We start from the raw sequence: 19,101 nt of genomic DNA, 5'->3' as shown, positions 1-19,101 counted from the left end.
CGGTGGCCGTACGGCTGACATTCGTGCTGTGAGCTGGGCGAACCGCTTACTCCGTTTGCAAGATCATCCCGCGCATGCCCCTCATCGCGAGATGGGGATCACCTTCGATAGGCAGGCGCTATACGCGGCTGTCGGCGAGTGCTGCCGGTCCCGGAGAGGTCGCGGGATGTGGTCGGCAGCAGGGCCAGACGGCCCGCACCGGCTTCTTCGCGTGAGAGGCCACAGTGGCCCACTCGCTTACGCCTCTGTCTCGAGCAGCGGCACGGTACCCGCTCGAAAGAGACCCTCGCCTTCCGCCACAGCTTCTTGCAGCTGCTCGACGAGTTGGCGCAGGCTCGCGTCGAGGTCGACCTGGTCTCTCGTCTCCGCGACGATCGCTTCACGCACATCGTCGACGAACGGCTGCCAGGCGTCGCGAGCGCGCTGCGTGCACTCAGTGACGACCTGTTGTCGATTCTCGGCCGCCCCCTTGTCCTGATTCAGGCGCGCGCGATCCGCTCCCTGCTCGTCGATGACTTTCGCCAGGTAGACGGCGAGGGGAAGCGCGGCTTCGGCGATGCCGATGTGCCGTCCCAGGTTCCCAGCTGCCTTCGCCGACTTGGCCTTCCTGCCGGCGATTGACCCGGGTGCGTTGTTCGCGGCCTTCAACATACCGATCAACATGGTCCCGACCGTCTCGACGTGTTCTGCGGCACCGCCGGGCCCTGCCGGGGTCGTGGAGGCTTCCTCCCCGGACCCGAGTGTCGTGACCAGCGAAGCAAAGCCGGCCCAGGAGGGTCGGGCGCGCTCTCGCTCCTTGGTCTTGCGGATCGACTGCCGCAGCCGTTGGAGGCGGACCTCGTGCTTGGTGAACCACTCGTCGAGCGTGCGCTGAATCTGGGCCTGAAGTTCATCGGCGCCGGAACTCGGCTCCCACGACCGCCGCATCACCTCCTCGACGAGACCGTCAAGGCTCGCGTGGGCGGCCCGATCGAGAGTGTCGAGTTCGCTCTCCCATACGTCGCGGCGAGCGACGCCACTGGCAGCTACTTCGGCACGTGCCGTGTAGTCCGACAGTTGCCTCCGCAGTTCGGTCACGGTTTCGTCCAGGACCGCTGTCCAGTACCGTTGCCCGGCCGTATGTCGCCATCCGGGCAGTGCCGACGGGGACACCGCCTCGAAAGCATCCGCAAGGTCCTTCATGCCGTCCCAGCCACGGAAGTCATCCCAGGTCTCTCGGCTGAGATCTGTGTCCGGCCCTGCCGTCTGGAACGGGTCCTGCGAGACAACGAATACCGGTGTCCTGTCGTCCAATTCGAACAGTTCCCGCAACTCGCGAACCTTGCGATCACTCAGGTCCCGGTACTCCGCGAGGTCGTACTCTGGGTCCACACCCGCCTCGTCGAACCGCGAGATGACGAACCACATCGTCCCCACCGGCCATCCCTGCGTGAACAGCTTCTGAAGCACGTCACGTTCGGCGGTCGCCAACTGCGGAGTCAGTACCGCGATGCCGACGTCCGTGAGTCCGACCGCCGCCATCGCTCGGCGCGAATTGTTCTGTGCACGAATGTCGGACGCACCGACCGCGAATCCGGGAGTATCGCGGATGATGCACCCGCCGACCTCGACATCGTTGACCTCGAAGGTTTCGTGACGTGCGCTGATCGTGAGCCAGCCGGGAACATCGCCGTCCGAATCGACGAGCAACCGGCGGAGCAGGGAACTCTTGCCGGTGTCGTAGGACCCGAAGAGGGTCACGACCGGTCTGTCCAGTTTCTCGAACACGTCCCAATCGTCGACATACTGCCCGACCAACGATCCGCCTGGAAGTCGCCCCAGCCAGTCCCGCACTGCATCGATGTCGACCACTGTTACTCGTTCCTCACTGGTGTGCCGATCAATTCGTCCGCGGCCGCGATCAAGGCCCCAACCACCTTGGCCCGCGCTTCCGCCGAGTCCATCCGTTGCCTGATCGACGATTCGAAATCGAGGTGCTCGTCGAGCAATATTTCGAGCTCCTTGGTCCGCTGTTCGAGATATCCGACGGGACCTTCTCCCTGCTCACCGTGCATGATCTGTTCGACGATCCCCGCAGCCGCTTCGTCGATCTTCTGCGACGCCAACTCCTGCTGGTGCTCGTGTTCCCCAGCCTTTCGGATGTCATTGGCCATCGCTGCGACATCCACGGCGGCGGCAACGGCCCCGAGGACGACCCCGAGCTTGGCAACGTTGGCGCCGCCCTTCACCGCACCCCAGGGCTTGAACTTGTGGCCTAACTGCTTGCCGATCGCGTAGACGGCGTCCCGATTTCCGAGGACTTTCGCCAGCCGCGCTGCGGCTCCTGCGACGTTGCCGGCACCCTCGGTCAGATCCTCGTGCCAGGCGTTTCCCTGGGCCTTGAATTCTGCCGCGAACTCGGGTGTCATTTGGAACTCAGCAGCGCGCATCTCACGTCCGATTGCCGATATGTGGTCGCTGTGCCACTCGTCCAGTTTGCGTGCCGCGTCGGCAAGGTACCGTTCGAGATCAGCTTCGAACTGCGGAGCCTTCCACCAGGAGTCGACGAGGTTCTCCAGCTTCTGGCTGTCCTTCCGATCGAGTTTCGCGACTGCGGACTTCGTCGCTACCACGTGGCGGTCCACCATACGGCGGGCGTCCTCTCGCAGTGAATCTTCGAGGACCACGGCGTCGTTAACTGCAGCCCGGAGGGTAGCGATCACCGGTTCCGAGCGACGCAGGTCTTCCGTGCCGTCGACCTGCACCTGGTGAAGTGTGTGCTGGTGACGCTTGAGGTCGGTGACCGCCGCATCGAAGGCGGCCGACGACGCCGCAGCGGACAACTGCTCGTCGGAGAGACTTGATATGGCGCTCGTCAATGCGGTCACGCCGTCCCACAGCCGATTCTCGTCGAAATCACCGGGTTCTGCCGTTGCATCGCCACCCACCAGGCCGAACGGATCGCCGGACAAGCAGTGGATCCTGTCGATCTCGACTTCGATGGAACGAGCGGCGAAGGCCGCACGCAGTTCCTCGCGTTTGCGGTTCTGCAGGTTGAGAAATGCCTCGGGTGCAGTCAGCGGATCCACGCCCAGTTCGTCGCACCGATTGACGAGGAACACCATCCGCCCGCCTTTTGCGGCAATCATCTCCGAGCCGCGCGAGAGCTCTTCCAGTATCGAGGTGTTGCCGACCAGCAGATTAATGTGGACGACGACGAACACGAGAGCAGCCTCGGCGATCGCCTCGAGCGCGGCGGTGTCGTGCTCGCCGTGTCCACTCTGCAAGCCCGGTGTGTCCACGAGATCCAACCGGGGGAGCTGGTAGCGGTCCGCGGCTGCAGTCGCGGGCAACGCCCGGATGTCGAACGCTGCGTGCGGTTGCCGGCCGCTGTCCACCATGATCCGACGGATCAACGACGACTTTCCCGAGTTGTAGTCACCGAGAACGGCAAGAGCTGGTCTTGCCCCGTCGACGCGCCAGAAGGTTCGTACAATATCGAACAGTGCCGGGTCGCGTCGGGCCGCGTCCTCGAGTTCGTCTCGCCACGAGTGGATGTTCGCCGTCGACGGTGCGCTCCACGCCGCAGCTATAACGCGCGTCAGCCGGCTGCGGTCCTCCTCCCGGCGACTCGAGTACGCCTCGTGGACGGCATGGTCGATCTGCGCCGGCTGCGGGTCGACGCCAGACTCGAGCCAGTCCTCGCCCAACAATGCCCGGGTCACCTCGGCCGGGGTTTCCCCCATCCGACGCTGCGCCCGCAGCAGGACGTCGGTCACAGCGGGTGCGGGCTTGATCGAACCGGCGTAGGTCTGCAGGCTATCGATCAACCGCACGATCCGGCTGCGCGCCATACGAAGCTCGATCGCAGCGCGGAGCGACTCGCCGACCGCAGGAGACAACAACGTCCACGCCGCTTCCCTGCTGTCGCGGACGAGGGCATCCTCGTAATCGACGAACGTCTGATCCACAGCGCGATGGACGTCTGCAATCGCCTGAGCCTTCGCTTCTCGTGCTCGCTCCGACGCTTGCTGGCTCATCTTCTTGCCGAGATGCTGCTGGAGCTGTCCTGCGATCCCGACGCCCACGGCAGCTGCGCCGAGTACCCAACCTACGGGATTCCAGACGAGGGCCAGCGCAGGTACCGCAAGGGCGCTCGCACCCACCGCGATGCCCGCCCCCCGGACGACATCACCCGCCACACCGCCACCCTCGTCGCCGAGGATCGTCGCGGCGTGCGATACCGCCTGCCCGTTGTCGATGGACTTATGGTCCACCGCGACTTCGAGCTCACGCTGCAGGAACGCCCGGCGATCGGCCCAAACGGCTTCCGCCGCAGCGGAAATGGCACCTTGATCGAACACAACCTCCGTGAACTTCGACTCGTCGATCGCTGTGTGCTCGTCGAATGCCTTCCGGATCAGATCATCCGCGTTGGCCTTCGCCTGTCGGCGGCATCCCGCAAGGTGCGAGGCAGCGAGGTGCCGGACGAAGCGGTCCAATGCCCCTTTGACCGGCGACGTGTACGGGCGGCCCCGCGCGTGCTCGGACACGTCGACCAGATCCGCGCTGAGAGCTGCATCGTGCAGCCACACGGAACGTTCGGCGTCTTCCGGATAGCCCAACACGGCGAACAGCGACTCGACCTCGCGTTCGAGGGATTCCGCTTCCTGCTCGATCTCGACCGCCAGGTCTTCGAGTTCGCCGACCCCTCGGCGGCACCGTGATCGGATGTCCTCGCGCAGCGCGGTCAACCGGAGATCGGCGCCGCCTTCCGCGATTGAGGTGGCTATCAGGCGCTCTAGCGTCCCGAAGTTCGACCAGCGATCGAGGTAGTCCTTACCGAACTCCTCCCGTTGTTGGTGGAAGGCCTTCTGGACTGGGTCTGGGCCGTGGAAGGGGGTCGTGGCGCGCGCGAACAAGGCCCGTTGGCTGTGGATCGCGACGACCGGTGTGTCGGGCAACCCAATCTGTACGAGCTGGGTCCGAATGTTGTCGGTGTGCTGGCGAACCGGTTCGGACAGATTCCTGCGGCGAGCCTCGGGAACTTTCGCGGGGTGGTGCCAGTGCGGGTTGCGGACGTTGAGGACAGCCACCACCGGCTTTCCGTGGTCGCGGATCCAGGCGGCGATCTTCTCGAACTCCATCTCCTGCTGAAACTGGTTGTCGAAGCACAGAAGCACGATGTCGGCGATCTCGACTGCCTCGCGGGCCTTGGCCTCGAGATCGTCGCGGCTCTCGGTCCGTCCCCAGCCGTTAATCCCGGGTGTGTCGAACAGCCGGCAATCCCGCCACTCGATGGGACGCACCTCGGTGGTCCAATCGCTTTCACCCGGTGAGACATACGCCCCGTCGAGCCGGCCGAACGCCGACAGCAGGGTGCTCTTTCCGACGCCGGTGCGTCCGAAGAACGCGATGTTGAACGACCCGAGCGACTCGCGCTCACGATCGAGGTGACGTCGCAGTTCCCCCGGAAACCCACGAGTGAAGTCGTCCAGTCGGGTGACCAAGCCAGACGAGGACGGCGCGACGCGATGCCCTTGCGCAAATGCGCCGACCAGGTCGTCCGTGATGTCATCCAGGCGCGTCAGCTCCGCGTGTCCCTGCTCGACGGCCAATCGAACGGCCTCCTCGAGCGACACCACCTCTGTCGTCAACTCGTCATCACTTTCCGCTGGCAGACCGGTCACGGCGCGAACGCACCGCCAACGGTCATGCGGCGAAACGTCAGACCCTTCATTTCGTGTCACTCCCTTTTGGCGAGGACTTGCCTTTGCTTCTCCTGCTCAAGCGATCACAGGCGGCGCATTCGTATCGGAGTTCTGGTTGTCCCCAACGTTGATCCTCGTAGCGGATCAACGTTCGCTGGCAACGTCCGCAGTCGTCGCCTGCTTGCCCGCTGCCCGGCGCCGCCCCGGGACGGCGTCGTTGTGCGCGACGTACCGCGTCGGCGAACACCCGGTCTTCGGTGCGGAGCACCACTCCCGGCATCGGCCCGAGAAGCGATGCGGACGAGGACCAAACGACATCGTCGATCACGGCGAGGGATTCCAGGATGGGCTGGCACGGGCGGATATTGATTCCTTCCCTCAGAGCCTGGAGGGCTGCAACGGGTAGGTGGCCGTCGGACTCCGGTTCGACCCAGATGGTCACCGCTTCTTTGTCGGTGTCGTCGTTAGGAAGGTGTCGCAACGCCGGCACAAGAGAGGGCAGACCCCTCAGCGGTGCTGCGGGCAGCCACATCTCAACCGTTTCCGCTCTGGCGATGTCGTCGTACAACCGCTCAACGATTCCGTTTTCCACGTGCTGGGTGGCGCCGGAAGAAAGGGCGATGGCTTCGTCCCACGACAGACGTTCTGCGCGATCAAGCAGGTGCGCAATGAATGTCGACACCGCGTTGCCCGAGGAGCGATGGCGGTGGAGCGCGTCGAAGGTGCCGACCACGACCAGATGGTCACGGGCGCGGCTCGCCGCGACGTTGAGTAGTCGTGCACCTTCACTTCCGCTGGCGCCGTCGGTGAACCACGGATGCAGTCGCGTGATGCCGTGGCCGGTGTCGACCGCGTCGTAGACGACGATGTCGCGTTCGCCTCCCTGGAACCGGTGAACGGTGGAGGCGGCCCACTCCTCCGAACGCGATTCGGGCAGTAGAGACTCGAGCAGGCGGGCCTGAGGGGCGAACGGACTGATCAAGGCGACGTCGTGGGCGTTGTTCGTCGCACTGCGGACCAGCGCGGCGACCAGTTGAGCGTGCATCAGGTTGTAACGCGAGAAGATGCCTTGCTTACGCGCTGTCCGTGCCCGCATGTCCGACGTGTCCACGACCATGAGCTGGCTGGTCGCCCATGGAGCCCGGCTCCTTGTCGCTCTGATTCCTACAGCCGACGCCGTGACGAGTGGGCTTTCGGGGTAGAAGGCGGTGCTGACGATGTCTCCGATGCGCTGGCGCATGCGGTACTGCTCGGTCAGGGCGGCCAGGCGGACAGGCGGATGTCCCTCTGCCACAGCAGTATCGATGCCCGCCTTCTCGAAGACGCTGCGCTTCAACCACTCGTGGGCGCGTGGGGTGTCGGCGACCGCGATGGGGGGCAACTGGCGGAAGTCCCCCGCGATGACAGTGTGCCCGCTCCCCATTCCGGCCACGAGCATGGCCAGCGCGGCGCTCGTCATGCTTGCCTCGTCGAGTACGACTACGTCGAAAGTGATGTGCTTGAGCGTGTCGAGGACGACCTGATGGGCGGTGGCCGCCACGACGGTGGCCTCTCGGCATACCTGACGTCGCACCTCCAGCAGTTTGCTGTCCAGTTCGCGCATCACGGCCTGGAGTTCGGCGATCTCCGTCTCCAGCTTGAGTCGCGTCGCTTCTTGATCAGGTGTGAGCCGGTCCTTGCGGCGCCGCAGGGCGGCAAGTCCTCTGCGGCAATCGCGGAGACGCCCACCCACCTCCACGCGGTGCTGCGCAAGGGGGGCGCCACGCTCGGCGGCGATCTCGTCCACGAGAACCCGGCCGACGGCGCGGTCGACCAGCGACGGGTCCGCAGGCTGCCCGAGGCGGACCACCCGGCCCCCGGCGACATCCGGCAGGCGCTTCAATACCGCCTGCACCACGACGTCCAGCGCCGCGTTCGTCGGGGCGGCGAGGAGAACGCGCCTTCCGCGCTTGAACAGCTTCGCCACAAGCGCGGAAACCGTTGTCGTCTTACCCGTTCCCGGAGGCCCCCACAACCAGGTGATTTCCGGCGCGAGTGCGAGCTCGACGGCGTTGCGCTGACCCTCGTTGAGCGTTTTGAAATCGGCGTAGGCCAGTCTCCTTCGCGCCGGAGACGCGCCGGCTCTCGGAGGTGTCACGACGGCGAGGGCTGCCTCGGCGTTGAAGCCGGGTCCGCCGTGAGTGAGCTCGTTCAGCCGCCGGCTTTGCGCGGTGAGCAGCCAGGACAGGTCGAGACGCAGGGCGGCCTCACGTACCGCTGGGGCATCCGTAGGCATCGAGAGGGTGACGACGTTGCCGAAGACGGAGATCACTTCGACGGCGAATTGCGCATCCTTGATGACGAGGGTGGCCGGTGTGCCTTCCGGGACGCCCAAATCGCCCTGCGCCTCGAACCGCATTAGCTTCCGCCGACTGTGCGCCCTGCCGGCTTCGGTTCCGTCAGACAGCGGCACGTCGGTCTGTGTCCGGCTCTTCGTGACCGCTTGGAGCTCGTCATGAAAAGCACGGGACGCGCTGGCCGCCACCTCCGCCCAGTGAGCGGGTACGGGGCCCACAGGTGGCATCGGCTCCACCGCAGGAAGGCCCACTTCCGCCGCCAGCCGCCTGACCTGAGCAACCGCCTGCTCGTGGATGGAACGTTCCGCTACCGTTCTTACGGGCGTCGACTGCGAGGGAGATTGCACGGCGACTCCACTAGAGGTGGGCGCGGCCCATCCTCGGGGGACCCACAGTTCGTCGTGAAGATCAGCGATTCCGTGGGTGACGCAGGTCTCCCAGAGCACACCGGCGTCGATCCGCCGCAGACCGGCGTCGTGCACTGCTGTGAGCAGGGCATCCCGCGGCACCGGACCGGCGGACAACGCTTCTTGAACGACCGTGATCAGCTTGCGCTCCCGACCGGCAGCCATCAGCGACTCCGATCACGGGAATGGGATGGGCAAACGGCAATGCAGGCGAGCATCGCTTTCCTTTGTCGATCACTCACGGTTGTGGTGATGCTAGTAACAGCCGATTCGAGGGGGAATGGACCGGTCTAAAACTGCAACCGGTATGTGATCTTCCACAAGCTGTGCATCTGGTCGATGGCATGAGATGGAAGATGGTGAAACGACGAGGCCGTGTGCCAGCACCGTGGGACCCGTTCGATCGCGTCGCACGTACGGCTCTGCTACGGACCTGGGGCAGCGGGGTCGCGGATTTGACGCGATCAGTTGGTTCGGGTGTTGGGAAGGTGGTCGCCGAGATAACCGACCCAGATTTTGCCGGTGACGCCGCCTGAGTCGTCGTGGAAGTACATCCGAGGCGCCGGATAACCCACAGGCCGGAGCTTGACGTGCGCCTCCATAAGCAGCTTGCCGCTCGGATCTACTTCGGTGGGGACGGCGAACCTCCGTGGGTCGCTGTACTTGGGCCGGTTGGCCACGGATTGAGACTCGCGCATCGAGAGCATTCCGGTCGGGATGGTGAGCCGACCGGAGCAGCCGGCAGTGCACCAGTCGTAGAAACCACCGGCGAACTGGCCGGAGGATCTGGCTCTGGCGAAGTCGTTGAGCGCTCGCAGCGCGTCCCACGCCTTGGCGGCCCAGGTGCGGCAGAGCGCGGGATGGTTGAGATCCAGCCGAGTCGCCGCGCTGTCGGTGTCGCCGATGACGACATGGGGCAACCGCTCACGCGCTTCGATCAAGGTGTCCATCAGGTTGGTCGGCTCGAAGAGGTCATCATCCAAGGCCACGCCGTATACCGGTTGGCCCGCCTCGGCGAGCTTACGTTCCAGACGGCGGACCTGCTCGGTCAGTCTCCGCACACTGGTGACGGCCTCCGCGTACTCCTCCAGGAGCAGACTGTGCTCCCCGCGAAGGCTGTCCATCTCGGCGGCGAGCCGGTCGCTCTCGTCCTCGGCCTCGACCAGTAGCTCATCGTTGCCGCGCCGTTCCGTCACAAGGTCACGCAGGCCGGCGACGTGGGCACCGAGCGTGCGGATCTGGCGCAGTAGTTCTCCTGACTCCTTGCCCGAGGCATCGGAGGAGGTGGAGCTGATGGCGAGCGACAGTGCCGCCTCCAGTTCTCCACGCAGTTCCTTGACCACGATGTCGGCCACGTTCTGGGCGAGCCCCGCCAACTCAACAGGTGCCGTCTCCGGCTCTGCGACTTCCGGCTGCTCAGGCTGCGACTGTGGCGTGGATTCTTCGTCGATGACGACGGGCGGCGTGGACCGTACGGTCTTGGCCATCATCCGGCGGCGCAGCTCTTCAAGGCCCGGATTGCCGACGGCTGGGCGGGCCGCGACGGCCTCCGCGATCTCGCGCTGCTCAGCCCGGCCGGCCAGCACGCGGTTGACGACGCGCAGGGTCTTCTGCACATCGTCGGGCAGTTTACGCCGCGCGGTCTCACCGATGAGACCGTCGATCGCGAGGTCGAGGGCATGATTGCCCTGGTTGCGGATCATCGATCCAGCCATCGGCCGGTGGCGGTACGGATAGCGTTCTTCCGCAGGGTCGAAGGGTGCCAAGTACGTACGGATGCCTCCGCCGAAGACACCGAGGTCTGCGCCCATGGCCTGGTTGAACCGATCCTGCGAACGCAGGTCGCCCAGCCGTGCCACCACGCCGGCGCCGGCTACCTCGGTGGCCAGGTAATCCGCACGTGAACGGGAGGCGCCGACGTCCTGCGCGTCGATGGAGACGACGACGACCGGCACCCGCCTTCGGTGCTCGGCCAGCGTGTGGACGAACCGCTGGACATCGTCCTCGTCGACGACGACGGGGCTGTCCTCCAGGTGCACGCCACCATCGGTGATCCTTGCGGTCCGCAGATAGCTTGGTACGAACCCTGGGGCATTCGCAGTCAGGGGATCGCGATCCCCATGCTGGTCGACAGTGATCACGACCCAGCCGGTCATGCCCGGAACCGACTCGGTGTAGGTGACCCTGGTGCGAACCAGTCCGCTTTCGCAGGGTTCGTCCAGTGTGTACCGTCCGGAGTCGCCACGCCGCTCCATGCAGAGCCGGGCCCCGTCTTTCTCGTGCTCCACTATCGCGCGTCCGGCGTCAGCGGGCGGGAATCCTTTTCCCACCAGCCATTCTGAAAAGGTGCGGCGCAGCCGGATCGAGATCGGCGCCGCCTGGTCGCGCAGGACGGCTTGATAAAGCCGCGTCACATTCGAGGGCATGGCTGCTCCAGAGTTCGGGGGAAGGCGCGCGCGACGGCTACGGAGAACCGCTGGTGGAGATCAGGACAGGTTGACCGTGACGCCGCCGGAGAACACCGAGTCGTGCAGCTGGATGGCCGTGAGCTTGGTGTTCTTGGGCACGTCGAACAGCACGAAGCCCTTGACCGTGTTGCCGGGGTTGATGTTCGTCAGGAAGGCGTTGGAGTCGTCGAGCAAGATGGCGGCGCCCGAGTCCGCGTCGTATTCGCGGCCCTTGTCGTCAATGAGCTTCTGCGCCGAGTCGGTGAACATCTGGGCCTCGTCGCCGATGTTCGTCACGGTCAGGTGGATCATGACGTACTGCCCCTGGGCCTTGGAAGCCGCGAAGCCCTGGCCGACCTTGGACAGCCCCTTCTCCATCTTGGTGACCTTGAAGGAGAACTTGCCGTCCTTCACGAGGTCGCCGACGCCGGCGGTCTTCGCCGGGTCCTCCTGCGACGTTTCCCTCTGGGGAGCGGAGGCCGAAGTCGACCCGACGCCACTGCCGGAGTCGCCCCCGCCCACTAGCACTGCGACGACGACAAGCACCACAAGTACGGCGGCGCCGATGAGCAGCGCCTTCAGGCAGCCGCCGCCCTTCTTCTGCACGATCACGGTCTGCGGGTACGGCTGCGCGTAGCCGTACGGGGCCTGGTTCTGGGGGTTGTCGTGCATGGGATCTCCAGATGCGAGGGATGAGCCGGTCACGTCCGTGTGCCCGGCGCGGATCTCGAGTCGGCGGAGTCAGCGCGACAGCGCGAGTCGCGACCGGCTCCGTGTAGACGTCCAGCATTAGAGCAGACTGTGAAGTCGGCGCACAAGTTATCTCTTGCTATGGACAATTTCCAGCAAAGTGCCGTAGATTCCGGGACGACCGTCCGAGCCTGGCTGCGGGCTGATTGACCTGAAACGTTCCCGGGTGCCTGCCAGACTGTTGCAGGCTGTCTGCTCTCTCCCGGGCAGAACGGGCGGCGACTGAGCCGGCCGAGGGGCCGTTGGCGAGGAGTAGGTGTGACGAGGACGACGGTGGACAGGCCGGAGATCGGCAACCTGGTTGCGGTTCGCGGACAGCGATGGGTCGTGGGCGAGGTCGAGCCCGCGCCGGGCAGCACCTTGGTGACCCTGCAGAGCGTGGAAGACGGCCGGTACGGCGACTCGCTCACCGTTGTATGGGAGGTGGAGCCGGGTCGCAGGGTGCTTCCCAGTGGATCGCTCCCAGATGTCACCTCGGGCGGGTTTGACTCGCCGGAGCGGCTGACGGCGTTCCTCGACGCCATCCGCTGGTCGGCCGTCACGAGCGCCGACGTCAAAACGCTCCAGGCGCCGTTCCGTTCCGGTGTCGCGATCGAGGACTACCAGCTCGAGCCCGTCGCCCGCGCGGTCGACGCCCCCCGCGTGAACCTGCTGCTCGCCGACGACGTCGGTCTCGGTAAGACGATCGAGGCCGGTCTGGTTGCGCAGGAGCTGCTGCTGCGAAATCGCGGCCGACGCATCATGATCGTCTGTCCGGCGGGCCTGACGCTCAAGTGGAAGGACGAGATGGCCGAGAAGTTCGGCCTCGACTTCACCATCATCGACACCGAGCGTTGCGCGATCGTCCGGCGCACCCACGGCAGCGCCGCCAACCCCTTCGAGGTCTACTCGCTGACGATCGTCAGCCTCCCGTGGTTACGCGGGCAGAAGGCACAGCGGCTGCTCGGCGAGGTGCTCGACCCGTCCAGTGACAGACGGGAGTTCGACCTGCTCATCCTCGACGAGGCCCATCACGTCGCCCCGGCCGCGCCGAAGCAGGTCTACGCGGTCGACTCCCAGCAGACCAAGCTGATCCGCATGCTGGCGCCGCATTTCACTCACCGGCTGTTCCTTTCCGCCACCCCGCACAACGGCTACCAGGCGTCCTTCACGGCGCTCCTGGAGACCCTCGACGACCAGCGCTTCGCCCGCGGCGTCGATCCGGACCCTGCCGCGGTCAAGGACACCGTCGTCCGCCGCCTCAAGCGCGACATCGTCAACGGCGACGGCTCCCGGCGGTTCATGGAGCGCAGCGCGAAGTCCATCGCCGTTCTCTATCCGCCGCAAGAGCGGGAGATCCACGACCTGCTGAAGGAGTTCGCCACCCTCCGCAAGAAGCGGCTGACGAAGAACAAGGGCCGCAAGGCGGCTGACCTCGTCACGCTGCTGCTGAAGAAGCGGCTCTTCTCCAGCCCGGCCGCCTTCCTTCACACGGTGGGCGTCTACCTCGAGACGGTGAACGCTAAGGTCGCCGCCGACGTGACCGACGAGATCCCCGAATGGCTAGAGGAATTCGACGACTACACGGCGACTCTCGATGACGAGTCGCTGGCGGAGGCCGAGGACGACGCAGTCAACCGGGCGCACCCCCTTCAAGAGGGCGCGACCGCGCAGGAGATCGAGTTGCTCGAGCGGATGCGGGCCTGGGCGCAGCGCCACTCCACCCGGCCAGATGCCAAGGCCCAGGAGCTCATCACTTACCTCACAGCGGCGACCAAGCCCGAAGGTCAGTGGACAAACGAGCGTGTCGTCGTCTTCACCGAATACCGCGACACCCAGACCTGGCTCGCCGAGCTGCTGCACCAGGAGGGGCTTGGCGGTGACCACATCGAACTCCTGCACGGCGGCCTGTCCGTCGAGGAGCGCGAGCACGTACGGCAGGCGTTCCAGAAGGACCCGGTCGACTACCCGGTCCGGATCCTGCTCGCCACCGACGCCGCCGGTGAGGGCATCGACCTGCAGAACCACTGCCATCGGCTCGTCAACTACGACATCCCGTTCAATCCCAACAAGCTGGAGCAGCGGATCGGCCGCATCGACCGGTACGGCCAGCAGCGCACTCCCGAGATCTTCCACTTCGTCGGTGTCTTCAAGGGTGAGACGGTCGACTCCTACGAGGCCGATCTGGAGTTTCTCGCCCGGATCGCGGAGAAGGTCGCCCAGCAGCAGAAGGACCTCGGCCCGGTCAACGCGGTCATCTCCGAACGTGTCCAGCGGCGCATGCTCGGGGAGAACGTCGGCCTCGACGACATCGACGAGAAGGCTCCCCCCGAGGACGTCCCCGTCGAGTCCAACGTCGGCGAACAGGTCAGAAGGCTGCGCACGAATCTCGACGGGACCGTCAGTGAGCTCGGTATCACCCCCCAGAACGTGAAGCGGGTCGTGGACACCGCGCTCGACCTGGCCCGGCAGCAACCGCTCAAGCCCTACCTGGAGGAGAAGCACCTCACTGAGGGCCTGTTCGAGGTACCGCCCCTGACCGGCTCCTGGGAGCGAGCGGGCGCCGGCCTGCTGGAGAAGATCACGAAAGACGGGGAGACGCCTCGTCAGCGGCCGATCACCTTCGACCCGCTGGTGGTCAAGGAGCTGGGCGACGACGTCGTGCTCGCGCACCTGAACCATCCGCTGGTCGCGATGTCGACCCGGCTGCTGCGGGCCGCAGTGTCCAATCCGGCCGTCGGTCTGCACCGGGTGACCGCCGTCGTGAGCGACGACCCGGCGCTGGAGACCACGCTGATCGGCGCGTACGCCCGATACGTCCTCGTGGGCGGCGACGGCGTCCGGCTCCATGAGGAAGTTCTGTACGCCGGAGGTTGGGCGCAGCAGAGCGGCCGGTTCCGCCGCCTCGATAATCTCAGCACCCTGGGCGGCATCATCGACCGGGCCCTCACCACCGGCCTGCCCGCCGCCCCTCACGTCCAGAGTCACTGCGCCGGCATCTGGCAGGCGATGCGGCAGAGCCTGTTCGATGCCATCCAGGCCCGGGCGAAGACCCGCGGTGAGTCCCTGGAAAACGCGCTCGCCAAGCGACAGGAGGCCGAGCGTCAGCGCATCAGCGCCAACCTCGACCAGTTCGCGGCCACGCTCCGCGCCAAGCTCGCCGAGAACGAGGACGACGACGCGCTCTTCAGTCTCATCGAGGCCACCAGGAACCCCGAGGAGCTGAAGCAGTACCGGCGCGACCGCGAATCGTGGCAGCGGCGCCTGCAGCGGCTTTCCGACGAGCGGGACCGCGAGCTTGAGGCCATCGCCGCCCGCTACCGCGACCCCCGTGAACACCTCTTCCCCGTAGCTGTGATCTTCGTTGTGCCGAAGCAGGAGGCCACCCGATGAGATACTCCAGGCAGCCCGACGCGAACCGCGTCCACCAGGACTGGCTGAGCCTCGTCGAGGTGTCCGGTCCGTTCCTCTCACTGCCGGTGCTCCGCCGTACGTGGCCGTCGCTAGACGCGCTTGACAAGGAGACCCGGGAGCGGCTCCGCCTCGAACACGGCAGCTGGCAGGCGGGGGGCCTGGTCGAGGACTGGGTTTTGTACGGCCTGCGTGACCTGCTCGGCTGGAAGGACGCGCTGCACCTCGACGGCCTCGACGCGCTGGCCGTCGACGTCCCGCAGCACGACGTTCAGCTGATTCCCGACTTCGCTCTGGTGCAGCCCGGTGAAGAGGTCAAGACGGACACCGTGCGGCTGATCGGCATGATCAGCGAGGATCGGCCGACGGCCCGCGTCAAGGGGGAGGACTGGGCTGCGACCCCGGTGGACCGCCTCGCGCAGCTCTGTCGCCACCACAACGTCGAGATCGGTCTGGTCACCGACGGCCGCTGGTGGACCCTGGTTTGGGCCCCCCGAGGTGGGGTCACCACGACCGCTGTCTTCGACGCGATCTCCTGGCCCGAGGCGGCCGAGCGGGACGTGGTCCGTGCGTTCGTGTCGTTGCTCAACCGCGCTCGCTTCTTCTCCGTGCCTGAAGAGGAGACGCTGCCCGCGCTGCTGAAGGCCAGCCTGGACAGCCAGGAGGACATCACCGAGGCCCTGGGCGTCCAGGTCCGCCAGGCGGTCGAGCTGCTCGTCGCCGCCATCGGCCGCGCCGACACCCGCGACCGCGCGGCAGGCAGCGAGGGAATCGGCGACGTCTCTGCGCACGACGTCTACCGGGGCGCGGTCACGGTCATGATGCGCATCGTGTTCCTGCTCTTCGCAGAGGAACGCGGCCTGCTGCCCGCCGACAACGAGCTCTACGCCACGGCCTACTCTGCCGGCGGTCTCTGCGCCGAGCTGGAGCAGATCGCTCTCGACGGCAGCGAGAACGACCTGGAGCAGACGCAGGCCGCCTGGCATCGGCTGCTCGCACTGTTCAACGCCGTCTACGCGGGTGTCGGCCACCCCCGACTGACGATGCACGCCCACGACGGCTCCATGTTCGACCCGGACGTCTACGCCTGGCTGCCGCTGTCAATCGACGACCGGACCGTGCTGCACATGCTCAAGGCAGTGCAGTACGTCCAGATCGGCTCCGGCAAGGCCCGCGAGCGCCGCAAGCTCAGCTTCCGCGCCCTCGACGTCGAGCAGATTGGCTACGTCTACGAGGGCCTGCTCTCCTTCGAGGGGCACCGCGCGACCGACACCGTCGTTGGCCTCGTCGGCAAGCCCGGCCTGGAAGAAGAGGTCGAGCTCTCCCACCTGGAACGGCTCGCCACGTCGACGGGCGACGGCTTCGCGGCGAAGCTGGCCGAGGACTACAAGCCGTCCGGCATCGGCACGGCTACCGCCCTCGCGAAGCGACTCGCTTCCATGGGCGAGGCCGAGAAGGTGGAGGCGCTCCGAAAGCTGCTGGCCGTGACCGGTGGCGACCGTGACCTGGCAGAAAGACTGCTCCCGTTCTACGGGATCATCCGCCATGACCTGCGCGAGCTCCCCACGGTCATTCTGCCCGGCGCTCTCTACGTCACCGAGTCGGCATTGCGCAAGAACACAGGAACGCACTACACCCCGCGATTCCTCGCCGAGCAGGTCGTCGAAGGCGCTCTGGAGCCGCTCGTCTACCGTGTCGGACCGCTCCAGACGGCCGACCGCTCCCAGTGGGTGCCCAAGTCGTCGGACGAGATCCTGGCATTGAAGGTCGCCGACATCGCGATGGGCTCGGCTGCGTTCCTGGTGGCCGCCGCCCGCTACCTCGCCGGTTATCTCGTCGAGGCGTGGTCCCGCGAGGGCGACGAGCGCGCGGTCGCCTACCTGACTGCTGATCAGTCTCAGGGGCATACGGCGGACGCAGACCTGGACCCCTTGGTCATCGAGGCCATGCGGCAGATCATCGAGCACTGCCTCTACGGCGCGGACATCAACCCGATGGCCGTCGAGATGGCCAAGCTGTCGCTCTGGCTGGTCTCGATGGACAAGGAGCGGCCGTTCACCTTCCTCGACGACCGTCTCGTCTCGGGCGACTCACTTCTCGGCATCGCGTCGCTCGACCAGCTCGAAGTGATGCACATGAACCCCAGGCGAGGCCGCGAGATCCACGAGGAGCGGGCACTGCGGAACTTCGCCGTTGGCGCGCGTGATGTGGTGCGTGAAGTCGCGGCCCAGCGTCGCGCGCTGTCTGAAATCAAGCTCTGGCCCGATCCGATGGCGGCCCTGGCGAAGAAGCGTAGCGTGCTGGCCGACGCCGACCTGAAGACGTCGCAGGCGAGGCTTTTCGCCGACCTCGCCGTGGGTGCGGCCCTGGCGTACGCCGGCAGGGGAGACGCGGGCCTGCGCGACGGCTCGATCAATGCCTCCGACTACGTCCGCCGCATCACCGAGGGCTCGGCCAGAGCTGAGGTGGAGGCCCGCGAACAGCGCAAGGAATGGCTGAACAAGGACCACGTGCCCGGCTCCTTCGACCGCCAGCCCATTCACTGGCCGCTCGTGTTGCCCGAGGTCTTCGAGGACGACAAGACCAAGCGCCCCAACGGCCCGGGTTTCGACGCCATCATCGGCAACCCGCCTTTTCTCGGCGGAAAGAAGATCAGCGGCACTGCGGGATCGGCGTACCGGGAGTATCTGGTCGACTCAATCGCCCGAGGCGCTAAGGGTAACGCGGACCTGGTCGCTTACTTCCTGCTGCGCGCCCATGACCTGCTGAATCCGGCGGGCCAGACGGGCCTGATCGCCACCAACACCCTTGCCCAGGGTGACACTCGTGAGGTTGGCCTCGATCAGCTGCTGGGGAATAGCGTGACGATTCGGCGGGCCGTGAAGAGCAAGCCGTGGCCCTCAAAGAGTGCGGTGCTGGAGTACTGCGCCGTATGGACAAGTCGAGAAAGCCTGAGCGGCAAGGCCGAGAGAATCGCAGATGGCATACCCGTTTTTGGCATTACTGCATCGCTTGATCCAGAGTCGCGAGTCACTGGCAATCCAGTGCGCCTTTCTGCGAACACTGGCGTCTCTTTTATCGGGTCATATGTACTCGGGATGGGTTTTGTGATGGAGCCAGAGGAAGCAGAGGCGATGATCGCGCGGGATTCGCGGAACGCCGAAGTAGTTTTCCCATACCTTAACGGACAGGATCTCAATTCCCGGCCAGATCTTTCCGGAAGCCGCTGGGTAGTAGATTTTCGCGAACGCTCAGCGAATGAGGCTCGAGGGTGGCCCGATGTTTGGGCTTGGGTTGAACGGTGCGTTAAGCCTGACCGAATGCAGAAGGATGCTGACAAGTATCCGCGAATGGTCGAGCAATGGTGGAAGCACTGGAATACGCGGGTCGCGTTGTACGACGCGATCGCGGGGCTGGAACGAGTTATTGCACTCGCGCGGATTAGTAAGACGGCGATGCCGGTGATGGTGCCGACCCGGCAGGTGATGAATGAAAAGGTAGTTGTCTTCGCCTCAGATGACCTGGCGATGCTGGCGCTGCTGTCCAGCGCGCCGCATCTATGGTGGGCGATTAAGCACTCGGCCACCCTAAAGGCTGATCTTCAATATGCGCCATCGGACGTGTTTGAGACGCTGCCGTTGCCGGAACTCACGCAGGAGATGCGCGAACTGGGTGACCAGCTGGACACGTTCCGGCGGGATCTTATGCTCGCAAGGGACGCTGGACTCACCGCGACCTACAACATGGTCAACGATCCCACCAACAACGACGAGGACATCGTCGAACTGCGTCGCATCCACAGGGCGATTGACGCGGCGGTCTGCCGGGCCTATGGCTGGGACGACCTGATCAACAAGCTCGACCACGGCCACCACCCCGTCGCTCGCGAGACCCGCCACACGGTTGGCCCCGCCGTGCAACGCGAGTTGGTCGACCGTCTCCTGGAGCTCAACCACGCCCGCTACGCCGAAGAAGTTGCCAAGGGCCTCCACACCAAGAAGTCCAAGAAGGCCCCCGTTCAGGGAGGCCTGTTCTGATGAGCCGAGGAACCGGTTCTGCCTTGGTCGTTCCCGGTGAGGTC

At 65.6% G+C, this 19,101-nt stretch carries 7 protein-coding genes; 2 read left to right on the top strand and 5 right to left on the bottom strand.

The window, feature by feature from the left end; all coding sequences use genetic code 11:
* Positions 1-237: 237 nt before the first annotated feature.
* The 5 genes from Pka01_RS15590 to Pka01_RS15570 all read right to left on the bottom strand — a co-directional run bounded on the left by Pka01_RS15590 (position 238) and on the right by Pka01_RS15570 (position 11,552).
* Positions 238-1,851, bottom strand: coding sequence for a GTPase domain-containing protein (locus Pka01_RS15590; protein WP_203883473.1), 1,614 nt, complete (start codon positions 1,849-1,851; stop codon positions 238-240).
* A gap of 2 nt (positions 1,852-1,853) precedes the next feature.
* Positions 1,854-5,669, bottom strand: coding sequence for a GTPase (locus Pka01_RS15585; protein WP_203883472.1), 3,816 nt, complete (start codon positions 5,667-5,669; stop codon positions 1,854-1,856).
* Between the two features lie 46 nt (positions 5,670-5,715).
* Positions 5,716-8,598, bottom strand: coding sequence for a DEAD/DEAH box helicase (locus tag Pka01_RS15580; RefSeq protein ID WP_203883471.1), 2,883 nt, complete (start codon positions 8,596-8,598; stop codon positions 5,716-5,718).
* Positions 8,599-8,897: 299 nt separating this feature from the next.
* A complete protein-coding gene (locus tag Pka01_RS15575) occupies positions 8,898-10,859 on the bottom strand; it encodes a hypothetical protein (RefSeq protein ID WP_203883470.1) in 1,962 nt (653 codons plus the stop codon).
* Positions 10,860-10,919: 60 nt separating this feature from the next.
* A complete protein-coding gene (locus Pka01_RS15570) occupies positions 10,920-11,552 on the bottom strand; it encodes a DUF4352 domain-containing protein (RefSeq protein WP_203883469.1) in 633 nt (210 codons plus the stop codon).
* 336 nt (positions 11,553-11,888) lie between these two features.
* On the opposite strand from Pka01_RS15570, the gene drmD reads away from it, so the two are divergent.
* Positions 11,889-15,002, top strand: a complete 3,114-nt coding sequence (gene drmD / locus Pka01_RS15565) for a DISARM system SNF2-like helicase DrmD (protein WP_203883468.1) — start codon at positions 11,889-11,891, stop codon at positions 15,000-15,002.
* Positions 14,999-19,057 carry an Eco57I restriction-modification methylase domain-containing protein gene (locus Pka01_RS15560; protein ID WP_203883467.1) on the top strand — a complete coding sequence of 1,353 codons (4,059 nt, stop codon included), beginning with the start codon at positions 14,999-15,001 and terminating at the stop codon, positions 19,055-19,057. Before drmD ends, Pka01_RS15560 begins: the two co-directional genes overlap by 4 nt.
* Positions 19,058-19,101 lie beyond the last annotated feature (44 nt).

The sequence above is a fragment of the Planotetraspora kaengkrachanensis genome, from assembly GCF_016862895.1.
Classification (GTDB): domain Bacteria; phylum Actinomycetota; class Actinomycetes; order Streptosporangiales; family Streptosporangiaceae; genus Planotetraspora; species Planotetraspora kaengkrachanensis.
Note: the sequence above shows the minus strand (reverse complement) of the source record. Positions and strands in the feature narration are given on the sequence as shown.

What these genes read in the sequence shown, in the direction of transcription:
- Pka01_RS15580 (WP_203883471.1), bottom strand. Translation starts at nt 8,598, where the DNA reads ATGGCTGCCGGTCGGGAGCGCAAGCTGATCACGGTCGTTCAAGAAGCG.
- Pka01_RS15575 (WP_203883470.1), bottom strand. Translation starts at nt 10,859, where the DNA reads ATGCCCTCGAATGTGACGCGGCTTTATCAAGCCGTCCTGCGCGACCAG.
- Pka01_RS15570 (WP_203883469.1), bottom strand. Translation starts at nt 11,552, where the DNA reads ATGCACGACAACCCCCAGAACCAGGCCCCGTACGGCTACGCGCAGCCG.
- Pka01_RS15560 (WP_203883467.1), top strand. Translation starts at nt 14,999, where the DNA reads ATGAGATACTCCAGGCAGCCCGACGCGAACCGCGTCCACCAGGACTGG.